Source organism: Sphingomonas sp., assembly GCF_035758555.1.
Lineage (GTDB): Bacteria > Pseudomonadota > Alphaproteobacteria > Sphingomonadales > Sphingomonadaceae > Sphingomonas_B.
Map to the genome: position 1 here is coordinate 1 of NZ_DASTXI010000222.1, position 11,411 is coordinate 11,411.

The window sequence follows — 11,411 nt, forward strand, 5'->3', positions numbered from 1 at the left end:
AGTTCTGCCAGCGCCGCGAAGCCGTCGAGGAAACCATCCGTGTCGCTGCGCCCATGCGCTTCGAGCAACAGCTTCAGCCCGCGCGCGACATGGTCGCCGCAGGGCCCAACCGACGGCGCAAGCGGTCTCGGGACAGACATGGCGTGCAGCTACCGCCATTCCGGTGAAGAAACGGTATCCGAGCGGGCGAAGATCGGCACAAATTCGGTCCGTGCCCGAAACGGCTTGCGCCGGCGGGTGTCGGGGCGCAGCTTTGGGCGATGCCGAACCGCGATCCGCTTGCCGCCCCAAACCCGCCCAGCTGGCCGTCGGGGCCGCAGCCGCCGGAGGGTGCGCCCAACATCCTGGTCATCCTGTTCGACGATGTCGGCCTGTCCGATTTCGGCTGCTATGGCTCCCCGATCGCGACGCCGGCGATCGACGCGATTGCGGGGCGGGGGCTGCGATATACCGGCTTTCATACCACCGCGATGTGCTCGACCACGCGCGCGGCGCTGCTGACCGGGCGCAACCATCATTCGGTGGGCATGGGGTGCCTGGCCAATTTCGACAGCGGCTATCCCGGCTATCGCGGCAAGATCGCGCGCGCGGCCAGCACAATCGCGGAGATGCTGCGGCCGCATGGATACAACAGCTATATGGTCGGCAAATGGCACGTGACGCCCTTGGGCGAGACCGGACCGACCGGGCCGTTCGACGGCTGGCCGCTCGCGCGCGGATTCGACCATTTCTATGGCTTCATGGATGCGGAGACCGACCAATATGCGCCGGAGCTGGTGCGCGACAACACGCCGGTCGCGCCGCCGGGCACCTATGAGAGCGGCTATCACCTGAGCGAAGACCTGGCGGACGAGGCGATCCGCTACATGACCGATCATGTCGCAGCGAAGCCCGATGCGCCGTTCCTGCTGTGGCTGGCGTTCGGCGCCTGCCATGCGCCGCATCAGGCGCCGCGCGACCTGATCCTGCGTTACGACGCGCTGTTCCAGGACGGCTGGGATGCGGAGCGGGAGCGAAGGCTCACGCGGATGAAGGAGATGGGGATCGTGCCGGCGGATACGATCCTGCCGCCGCGCAACGATTTCGTGCAGCCCTGGGATGCGCTCGACCCCGATTTCAGGCGCGTCGCATGCCGGCTGCAGGGGGCCTATGCGGCAATGCTGGACCATGCCGACCGGCAGATCGCGCGCGTGATGGCGGCGCTGGATGCGGCCGGGCTGACCGACGACACGCTGGTGCTGGTGCTCTCCGACAATGGCGCGAGCCAGGAAGGGCTGGTCTATGGCTTCGTCAACGCGATGGGCCCGTACAACCAGCGGCCCGAATTCCCGGCCGAGAAGCTGGCGCGGATCGACGAGATCGGCGGGCCCGCGAGCCACAGCAATTTCCCGCTGGGCTGGGCGATGGCGGCGAACACGCCTGTCCGCCGCTACAAGCAGAACACGCATGGCGGCGGCATTCGCGACCCGCTGGTGGTCAGCTGGCCGAAGCGGATCGGAGATCATGGCGGGCTCCGCCACCAATTCGCCCATGCCGTGGACGTGGCGCCGACATTGCTGGAGCTGGTCGGCGTGGCGCCGCCCGAGACGGTCGCGGGCGTGGCGCAGATGCCGATCGAGGGCGAGAGCTTCGCCGCCTCGCTTTTCGATCCCACAGCGCCGGGCAGGACGAGTCCGCAATATTTCGAGATGTTCGGCCATCGCGGCGTGATCGCGGACGGCTGGAAGGCCGTCGCGTTCCATCCGCCCGGCACGCCGTATGATGCCGATCAGTGGGAGCTGTTCTATCTGCCCGACGATTTCTCCGAGGCGAACAACCTGGCGGCGGAGCGGCCGGACAAGCTCGCGGAGATGATCGACCTGTGGTGGCGGGAGGCGGAGAAGCACCAGGTGCTGCCGCTCGACGACCGGTTCGGCCCACGCTTTGCCGAGAATGCGGCGCGGCGGCTGGGCGATCGGCGCGTCTTCACCTTCCACGCCGGCATGGGGCATATCCCGACCGACATCGCGCCCGACCTGCGCGACCGCAGCTTCCGCATCGACGCCTATGCGACGGTCGAGGCCGGCGACCAGGGCGTGCTGATCGCGCATGGCGACGCGACCTGCGGCTACAGCCTGTACATCAAGGAAGGGCGGCTCGTTTACGACCAGAATGTCGGCGAGCACCAGATCGTCGCCGCGGACCGGCCGATCGGGCCGGGGGAGCATGTGTTCAGCGTCAGCGTCGAAAAGGGCGACGGCGGCAATGTCGCGACGCTGCTGATCGACGGGGAGCCGGTGGGCTCGGGCCCGATCCGCTACGGGTTCGTCAACTTCATTTCCTGGTCCGGCCTCGATATCGGCCAGGATCGGTCGAGCCCGGTCTCGCATTATCCGGCGCCGTTCCGTTTTACCGGCGCCCTTCGCAAGGTCGTGGTGACGCTCGACGACGAAGCGCCCGCCGATGCGGAAGGTGCAGCCGCCGTTGCGCTCGCGCGCGAATAGGAGGCGCGGCTTCCGGGAGACTACTTAGGGGAAACTACCGAGTGGTCCGGCGCGGAGCAGGTTTCTAATGCCGCAGCCTCCACGAATTGCCGGACCCGAAGGCAGCCCGATTCTGGAGCGTTCGACGATCGAAGAACTGGAAACACAGCGATGACGACAAGTTCGGCAAGCGAGCGGCACGAGCGGCTGATGGCCTTGCCGCCCTTCCTGCGCGGCGGCTTTCGGCCGTTCTTTCTGAGCGGCGCGGTATGGGCCGTTGTCGTCGTCGTTCTGTGGGTGTGCGCGCTGTCGGGGGCAGTCGCGCTGCCGACCCGGTTCGACCCGCTTGCCTGGCACCGCCACGAAATGCTGTTCGGCTATCTGGGCGCGGTGATCTGCGGCTTTATTCTGACCGCGATCCCGAACTGGACCGGTCGGCTGCCGATCTCCGGAAGTCCGCTGGCGGGGCTGTGGGGGCTGTGGCTGATCGCGCGGCTGGCGGTGCTTTTCTCGGGAACGACGGGAGCAATCCTCGCCTTTTTCCTCGATGTCGGTTTCTTCGTGGTCCTCGGCCTTGTCGCGGCGCGCGAAGTGATAGCCGCGAAGAACCGCAACCTGCCGATCGTCGTGATGATCCTGCTGTTCGCCCTGGCCAATGCGATCGATCATGGCGAGGCGCTGGGCTGCATCGATTGGGGCGGGCTCGGCTGGCGGCTCGGGCTGGGCCTGGTGCTGATGATGATCGGGCTGATCGGCGGCCGGATCATCCCGTCCTTCACCCGCAACTGGCTGGCGAAGCAGGGCCGGACGGCCGGCCTCCCCGGCCAGCCCAGCCGCTTCGATCTCGCGTCGCTGGGCGTCATGGCGCTTGCGCTGCTCGGCTGGGCCGCTTTCCCCGACGCGCAGGCGACCGCAGTCCTGTTGCTTGCAGCGGGCGCACTGCATGCGGCGCGGCTGGCACGCTGGTCGGGGCTGCGGACCGCGCGCGACCCGCTCGTTTTCATCCTGCACGTCTCCTATGCCTGGCTGCCGATCGGACTGCTGCTGCTCGGCGCGAGCGCATTCTGGCCCGCGATCCCCGTCAGCAGCGCGGTTCACGCGCTTGCCGCCGGCGCGATGGGTTCGATGACTCTCTCGGTGATGACGCGCGCGACGCTCGGGCACACCGGCCGCCCGCTCCATGCCGACGGCTGGACCGTCGCGATCTACGCGCTTGTCACCGTGGGAGCGTTCCTGCGGGTGACGGCCCCTTGGCTGCCGACCGACTATATGCGCGCGATCGAGATCGCCGGCACCGCCTGGGCCGGCGCCTTCCTGCTGTTCGCGCTTGCCTATGGACCCAAGCTGCTGGGCGCCCGCCCGGACGGGCGGCCCTGACCGCAGCATCTCCGGCGGGCAGTTCCCTGCCCCTCGACGCAACGGCTGAAGGGCAACTCCGGGATTCTCCTTAGGGAGAGGTCCCGAATGTATCGCCCGTCGCGCGTCTTCTAACGCCTTCCCGATCGGCAGCGGGCAAGCGCCGCCGCCTTTGTTGGATCGAGCGATGGACACGATAGCATTCAAGGCAGGAGGGTGGCTCACCGCGGCCATCCTGGCACTGGCGGCGACGGCGATGGCGGCGGATTTCGGCTTTGCCGTCCAGATGGCGATTCTGGCGCTGGCGGCGTTCGCGGCGCTGGCATGGACGCTGAAGCACGCCGACTATAGCGGCCGCCCCGCACGGCCGGCGGACGACAGCCGCTATGACGACGACCCGGTCCGCTGGGGCGTGATCGCGACGGTCGGCTGGGCGATCGTCGGCCTGCTTGCCGGTCTCTACATCGCCCTCCAGCTTGCCTTTCCGGTGCTGAACCTCGGGATCGAGTATACCAGCTTCGGGCGGCTGCGGCCGCTGCACACGTCCGGCGTCGTTTTCGCATTCGGCGGCAACATCCTGATCGCGTCGAGCTTTTACGTGGTGCAGCGCACCTGCCGCACGCGGCTGGCGCTGCCGTCGCTCGCCCGTTTCGTGTTCTGGGGCTACCAGCTGTTCATCGTCCTGGCGGCGAGCGGCTATCTTCTCGGCATCACCGAGAGCCGCGAATATGCGGAGCCGGAATGGTATGTCGACCTGTGGCTGACGATCGTCTGGGTTGCCTACCTGGCCGTGTTCGTCGCGACGCTGGCCAAGCGGCGCGAGCCGCACATCTATGTCGCAAACTGGTTCTATCTTTCGTTCATCATCACGATCGCGCTGCTGCACGTCGTCAACAACCTGGCGATGCCGGTCAGCCTGTTCGGGTCAAAGTCCTACTCGGCCTTTGCCGGCGTGCAGGATGCGCTGACCCAGTGGTGGTACGGCCACAACGCGGTCGCCTTCTTCCTGACCGTGCCGTTCCTGGCGATGATGTATTACTTCGTGCCGAAGCAGGCGGAGCGGCCGGTCTATAGCTACCGGCTGTCGATCATCCACTTCTGGTCGCTGATCTTCCTCTACATCTGGGCGGGTCCGCACCACCTTCACTACACGGCGCTGCCCGACTGGGCGCAGACGCTGGGCATGGTGTTCTCGATCATGCTGTGGATGCCGAGCTGGGGCGGCATGATCAACGGCCTGATGACCCTCAACGGCGCGTGGGACAAGATCCGCACCGACCCGATCATCCGCATGATGGTCATGGCGATGGCCTTCTACGGCATGGCGACCTTCGAAGGGCCGATGCTGTCGATCAAGGCAGTCAACTCATTGAGCCACTATACCGACTGGACGATCGGCCACGTCCATGCCGGCGCGCTCGGCTGGAACGGCCTGATCAGCTTTGCGGCCATCTATTTCCTGGTGCCGCGCCTGTGGGGCCGCACGCGCCTTTATTCGCAGCGCATGGTCAACTGGCACTTCTGGTGCGCGACGCTGGGCATCGTCCTCTACGCCGCCGCGATGTGGGTCGCCGGCATCATGCAGGGCCTGATGTGGCGCGAGTATGGAGCGGACGGCTATCTCGTCTACTCCTTCGTCGAAGTCGTCGCGGCGATGTTCCCGATGTACGTGATCCGGGCCGCGGGCGGGGCGCTGTACCTGACCGGTGCGCTGATCATGGTCTGGAACGTCTGGATGACGATCCGGGGCAAGGTGCGCGCCGAAAAGCCGATGAGCGACGCGGCATATGATCCCGCAAAGGACCGGCCGCTGCCGGCGCGACCTGCGCCCGCCAGGGCCTCCTACGAACCCCTTGCCATCGCCGCCGAATAGGACCCCGTTACCATGGCGACCAAATTCCTCGACCACGGCCGCATCGAGCGCAACGTCACGCTGCTCGCGGTGCTCGCCTTCCTCGCGGTGACGATCGGCGGCGGCGTCGAGATCGCGCCGCTGTTCTGGATCGATTCGACCGTGAAGAAGGTCGAAGGCGTGCGCCCCTACACGCCGCTCGAGCAGGCAGGCCGCAACATCTACATCCGCGAGGGCTGCTACACCTGCCACAGCCAGATGATCCGCCCGTTCCGCGACGAGGTGGAGCGCTACGGCCATTACAGCCTGGCGGCGGAAAGCATGTACGACCACCCGTTCCAATGGGGGTCGAAGCGCACCGGGCCCGACCTGGCGCGCGTCGGCGGCCGCTATTCCGACGAATGGCACGTGCAGCACCTGAAGGACCCGCGCGCCGTGGTGCCGCAGTCGATCATGCCAAGCTATGCCTTCCTGGCCGATCGCGACCTGAAGCCCGGCGACATGAGCCGGGACCTGCGTGCGCTGAAACGGGTCGGCGTGCCGTACTCCGAAGCTGCGATCGCTGCCGCGAATGATGACCTGAAGGCGCAGGCCGATCCGGACGCCGATCACGACGCGCTGCTGGGCCGTTATCCGAAGGTGCAGTTCCGCGACTTCGACGGCAGTCCCGGCCGGCTGACGGAGATGGACGCGCTAGTCGCCTATCTGCAGATGCTGGGGACGCTGGTCGATTTCGACGCCGCCGCTCCGCAGGAGCAGCCGCGATGACCTACAACGAATTCCGCCATTTCGCGGACAGCTGGGGCCTGGTGTTCATGGGCCTCACTTATCTGGTGCTGGTCGGCTGGGCGCTGCTGCCTCGCAACCGAGCGGCGAACCGCGCCGCCGCGCGCATCATCCTCGACGACGAGCACCCGGCCAAGGAGCGGGACAATGGCTGACAAGCGTATCGACCAGCCGACCGGCACCGAGACGATGGGCCATGAGTGGGACGGCATCGAAGAACTGAACACGCCGCTGCCCCGCTGGTGGCTCTGGGCCTTCTATGCCTCGATCGTCTGGGCGGCAGTCTATGTCGTGCTCTACCCGGCCTGGCCGCTCGTCCACAGCGCGACCGCCGGCGTGCTCGGCTGGACCAGCACCGGCCAGCTGGAAGCGGAGCTGCAGCAGCAGCGGGCCACACGCGCGCCGCTGATGCGCGCCATCGCGGACACGCCCATCGAGCGGCTCGCCGATCAGCCGCAGCTTATGCAGGCGGCGATCGAGGGCGGCCGTGCCGCGTTCAAGGTGTCGTGCACGCAGTGCCACGGATCGGGCGCGGCCGGCTCGAAGGGCTATCCGAACCTGAACGACGACGACTGGCTGTGGGGCGGCGACATCGCCACGATCCAGTACACGATCACCCACGGCGTCCGGCAGCCGGACCATGACGGGACGCGCATGTCGCAGATGCCGGCATTCGGGAAAGACGGCATCCTGAAAGGCGACCAGATCGCCGACCTTGTCGCGCATGTCCGCACCATTTCCGGCCAGCAGAAGCCCGATGCGGCTTCGCGCAGGGGCGCCCGGCTGTTCGAGCAGAACTGCACCGCCTGCCACGGGCCTGACGGCAAGGGAAATCGTGCGATCGGTGCGCCGAACCTGACCGATGCGATCTGGCTGTATGGCGGCGACGCGGATTCGATCGCGCACACGATCGCCAACAGCCGCTACGGCGTCATGCCGCACTGGGGCAACCACCTCGACCCGGTGACGATCAAGATGCTCGCCGCCTATGTCCATTCGCTGGGCGGCGGCGAGCAGACGCCGAAGCCCGAGCTCGCGGCCGCGGGAGCGACAGACAATGGCCGCCCCTGAAGACCTGATCGGCGTGGGCAAGAAGAGCCTCTACGCCAAGCGCGAGCCCGTCTATCCGCAGAAGATCGACGGGCGCTTCCGCCGGCTGAAATGGCTGGTGATGGCAGTCACGCTGACCATCTATTATCTGACGCCCTGGCTGCGCTGGGACCGGGGGCCCTATGCGCCCGACCAGGCCGTGCTGATCGATCTCGCCGGCCGCCGCTTCTACATGTTCGGCATCGAGATCTGGCCGCACGAATTCTACTATGTGACGGGCCTGCTGGTGATGGCCGGCATCGGCCTGTTCCTGGTGACTTCGGTCGCCGGCCGCGCCTGGTGCGGCTATGCCTGCCCGCAGACGGTCTGGACCGACGTCTACCAGCATGTCGAACGCTGGATCGACGGCGACCGCAACGCGCAGATCCGGCTCGCCAAGGCGCCCTGGGGCCCGGCGAAGATCGCGAAGCGCGTGACCAAGCACGCTGTCTTCATCGCCATCGCGCTGGCGACCGGCGGCGCATGGATCTTCTATTTCGCGGATGCCCCGACCCTGTTCCGCGACTTCGTGACGGGGCAGGCTGCGTTCGTCGCCTATGGAACGGTCGGCGTGCTCGCGGCCACGACCTATATCCTGGGCGGCTTCATGCGCGAGCAGGTGTGCATCTACATGTGCCCCTGGCCGCGCATCCAGTCGGCGATGCTCGACGAGAAGTCGCTGATCGTCACGTACAAGCAGTGGCGTGGCGAGCCGCGGGCGCGCGGCACCAAGAAGGCAGCCACGCTCGAAGACCTCGGCCTGGGCGTCGGCGACTGCATCGACTGCAACCAGTGCGTCGCGGTCTGCCCCACCGGCATCGACATCCGCAACGGGCCGCAGGTCGGCTGCATCACCTGCGCTTTGTGCATCGACGCGTGCGATAAGGTGATGACGCGGATCGGTCGCCCGCGCGGCCTGATCGACTATGCGACGCTGGACGACTGCGCGGTCGAAGCCGCCGGCGGAACGCCCAAGCCGCTATGGAAGACGGTGCTCCGTCCGCGCACGATCATCTATTTCGCTGTCTGGGCGTCGATCGGCCTGGCGATGCTGTTCGCGCTGGGGGGGCGCACGCGGATCGACATCAGCGCGCAGCAGGATCGCAACCCGATCTATGTCCGCCTGTCGGACGGCGAGATCCGCAACAGCTACACGGTCAAGGTCCGCAACATGGAAGCGCGGCCGCGCAAGGTCGAGATCGGCCTGGACGGCCTGGCGGGCGCCAAGGCCTGGTCGATCGACGGCAGCCGCGAGACCGCCGCCCGCACCGCGAAGCTCGACGTGCCCGCCGACAGCGTCGCCAAGCTGAAGCTGTTCGTCGCGGCCCCGGGTACGGGCGCGGCGAAGGAAGACTTCTCGTTCAAGGTGCGATCGCTCGACGAGGAAGCCGAGACAGCGAGCACGGAAAGCCGCTTCGAGCGGCCGGAGGCAGGGCAATGACGCGGCGTTTCACCGGCTGGCACATGACCGCGATCCTGATCGCCTTTTTTGGCACGGTGATCGCGGTCAACGTCGTCATGGCGTTCTACGCCACCCGCACCTTCGGCGGCACTGTCGTCGACAACAGCTATGTCGCGAGCCAGGAGTTCAACCGCTGGCTCGCAGCCGCCCGCGCACAGGACAAGCTCGGCTGGACCAACACGGTCCGGCTCGATGCAAGTCGGCATGTGGCGATCTCTGCATTGGCGGCCGGCGGCCAGCGCCTCCCGGCCTTGTCGGCCGAAGCCGTTGCCCGCCATCCGCTCGGGAGGGAAGCGGACGTTCAGCTCCGTTTCGTCGCCGCCGGGCCCGGCCAGCTCCGTTCTGTCGACGCCCTGCCGGCCGGTCGCTGGCTCGTCCACCTGACCATACGCAGCGGCACGCACGAAGCGCGGCTGATCGAGAATCTGTCATGACCGCGATCACCGAAAGCCCGATGCGCACCCTGTTCGCGGTGCCCGGGCTTCGCTGCGCCGGCTGCATCTCGAAGCTGGAGAGCGGGCTCGCACCGATGCCGGGGATCGCGTCGGCGCGAGTCAATTTTACGGCCAAGCAGGTCGCAATCGACCATGCGCCGGAGCTCCGGCTTCCGGACCTTCAGGCAGCGATCTCAAGCCTGGGTTTCGAGGCGCAACCGATCCACGGCAATGCGCTGCCGTCATCCGAAAGCCACGCGCTACTGAAGGCGACCGCCGTCGCCGGCTTCGCGGCGATGAACGTCATGCTGCTGTCTGTGTCGGTCTGGTCCGGCGCCACCGGCGCGACGCGCGACCTGTTCCACCTGCTTTCGGCGATGATAGCGATCCCGACCGTCGCCTATTCGGGCCGTCCGTTCTTCAGGTCCGCCTGGGCCGCGATCAGCCACGGCCGCACCAACATGGACGTGCCGATCTCGATCGGCGTGCTGCTGGTGACGGCGCTCAGCCTGTTCGAAACGCTGACCAGCGGCGCCCACGCCTATTTTGACGGCGCGGTGATGCTGCTGTTCTTCCTGCTCGTCGGTCGCGTGCTGGACAGCGTGATGCGTGACCGCGCGCGCGACGGCGTCGCCGCATTGCTGAAGCGGACCGCTCCGGGCGCGCTCACCCTGAAGCCGGATGGGGCGACCGAATGGCGGGCCGCCGACACGCTGGCGCCGGGCATGCGGATGATCGTCGCAGCGGGCGAGCGGCTGGCGGCGGACGGCGTCGTCGAAGCGGGCGCCAGCAGCCTCGACCTGGCGTTGCTGACCGGCGAAAGCGTCACGCAACCGATTGGCGAAGGCGCGAAGGTGCATGCCGGCACGCTGAACCTGGATGCGCCGCTGACGGTGCGGATCAGCGCCGCCGGACCGGATACGGCGATCGCCGACATTGCCCGGCTGATGGAGCAGGCCGGACAGGCCCGCTCCCGCTATGTCCGCATCGCCGATCGCGCGGCGCGGCTCTATGCGCCCGCGGTCCACACGCTGGCGCTGCTGTCCTTTTTCGGCTGGATGCTGGCGGGCGCGGGTTGGCATCATTCGCTGCTGATCGCGGCAGCCGTGCTGATCATCACCTGCCCCTGCGCGTTGGGCCTTGCCGTGCCGGCCGCGCAGATCGTCGCCGCCGGCACGCTGATGCGATCGGGCGTGCTGATAAAGGACGGCTCGGCGCTCGAACGGCTGGCAGAGGTGGATCACGCGCTGTTCGACAAGACCGGCACCCTGACGCTCGGCCGCCCGCAGCCGATCGATCTCGACAGCCTGCGGCCGGCGATGAAGCCGGTCGTGCTGGCTCTCGCCCAAGGCAGCCGCCACCCGCTCAGCGTCGCGCTGCGCACTGCGCTGGAGCAGGAAGGCGTCACCCCTGCCCCAGTGGAGCAGGTCCGCGAGGAGCCGGGCTTCGGGATGCGCGGTCGCTATCTCGGCGCACCGGTTTCGCTCGGCCGCCCCAATACCGCCGGTGCCGACAGCCAGATGGCCGTCGCCTCCGCGATGGACGGGCTGGAGCCGTGCGTCCTGCGCTTTGAGGATGCGATCCGGCCCGGCGCCGAAGCCACGCTCGCGCGCCTGGATCGCCTTGGCATCCAGGGTTCGATCGCATCCGGCGACCGGGCCGAGTCGGTCGCGCCTGTCGCCCAGGCGCTCGATCTGGCCGCGCAGACGGACATGCGGCCGGAAGACAAGCTTGCCGCGATCGACCGGCTCGCCGCCACTGGCGCCAAGGTGCTGATGGTCGGCGATGGCCTGAACGACGGGCCCGCGCTCGCCGCCGGCCATGCTTCGATGGCGCCAGCGTCGGCGAGCGATGTCGGGCAGACGGCGGCGGACGCGGTGTTCATGGGCGACAATCTCGCCCCGATCGCCACCACGATCCTGGTCGCGCGGCGGACGATGCGGATCGTGCGGCAGAATTTCGCGATCGCG

Annotated in this window: 9 protein-coding genes; all 9 read left to right on the forward strand. The window is 67.7% G+C overall.

From position 1 onward, the window contains the following. Positions 1 to 260: 260 nt before the first annotated feature. Complete coding sequence (locus VFT73_RS13315) at positions 261 to 2,483, forward strand: arylsulfatase (protein WP_326411999.1); 2,223 nt, start codon at positions 261 to 263, stop codon at positions 2,481 to 2,483. A gap of 150 nt (positions 2,484 to 2,633) precedes the next feature. Further along, on the forward strand, positions 2,634 to 3,839 hold the full coding sequence (locus VFT73_RS13320; RefSeq protein WP_326412002.1) for an NnrS family protein: 1,206 nt from the start codon (positions 2,634 to 2,636) through the stop codon (positions 3,837 to 3,839). A 166-nt stretch (positions 3,840 to 4,005) separates the two neighbouring features. Then, a complete protein-coding gene (ccoN, locus tag VFT73_RS13325; protein WP_326412005.1) occupies positions 4,006 to 5,691 on the forward strand; it encodes a cytochrome-c oxidase, cbb3-type subunit I in 1,686 nt (561 codons plus the stop codon). Positions 5,692 to 5,703: 12 nt separating this feature from the next. Further along, positions 5,704 to 6,438, forward strand: coding sequence for a cytochrome-c oxidase, cbb3-type subunit II (ccoO, locus tag VFT73_RS13330; RefSeq protein WP_326412010.1), 735 nt, complete (start codon positions 5,704 to 5,706; stop codon positions 6,436 to 6,438). Further along, the gene (locus tag VFT73_RS13335; RefSeq protein WP_326412016.1) at positions 6,435 to 6,611 is read left to right on the forward strand and encodes a cbb3-type cytochrome c oxidase subunit 3; all 177 of its coding nucleotides are present in this window, start codon (positions 6,435 to 6,437) and stop codon (positions 6,609 to 6,611) included. The genes ccoO and VFT73_RS13335 overlap by 4 nt, the downstream gene beginning before the upstream one ends. Then, the gene (gene ccoP / locus VFT73_RS13340) at positions 6,604 to 7,527 is read left to right on the forward strand and encodes a cytochrome-c oxidase, cbb3-type subunit III (protein WP_326412023.1); all 924 of its coding nucleotides are present in this window, start codon (positions 6,604 to 6,606) and stop codon (positions 7,525 to 7,527) included. The genes VFT73_RS13335 and ccoP overlap by 8 nt, the downstream gene beginning before the upstream one ends. Further along, positions 7,514 to 8,986, forward strand: coding sequence for a cytochrome c oxidase accessory protein CcoG (gene ccoG / locus VFT73_RS13345; protein ID WP_326412029.1), 1,473 nt, complete (start codon positions 7,514 to 7,516; stop codon positions 8,984 to 8,986). Before ccoP ends, ccoG begins: the two co-directional genes overlap by 14 nt. Continuing rightward, on the forward strand, positions 8,983 to 9,441 hold the full coding sequence (locus tag VFT73_RS13350) for a FixH family protein (protein ID WP_326412037.1): 459 nt from the start codon (positions 8,983 to 8,985) through the stop codon (positions 9,439 to 9,441). Before ccoG ends, VFT73_RS13350 begins: the two co-directional genes overlap by 4 nt. Beyond that, positions 9,438 to 11,411, forward strand: a 1,974-nt coding sequence (locus tag VFT73_RS13355; RefSeq protein ID WP_326412044.1) for a heavy metal translocating P-type ATPase, incomplete at its 3' end; no start/stop codon positions are given. The genes VFT73_RS13350 and VFT73_RS13355, both read left to right, overlap by 4 nt.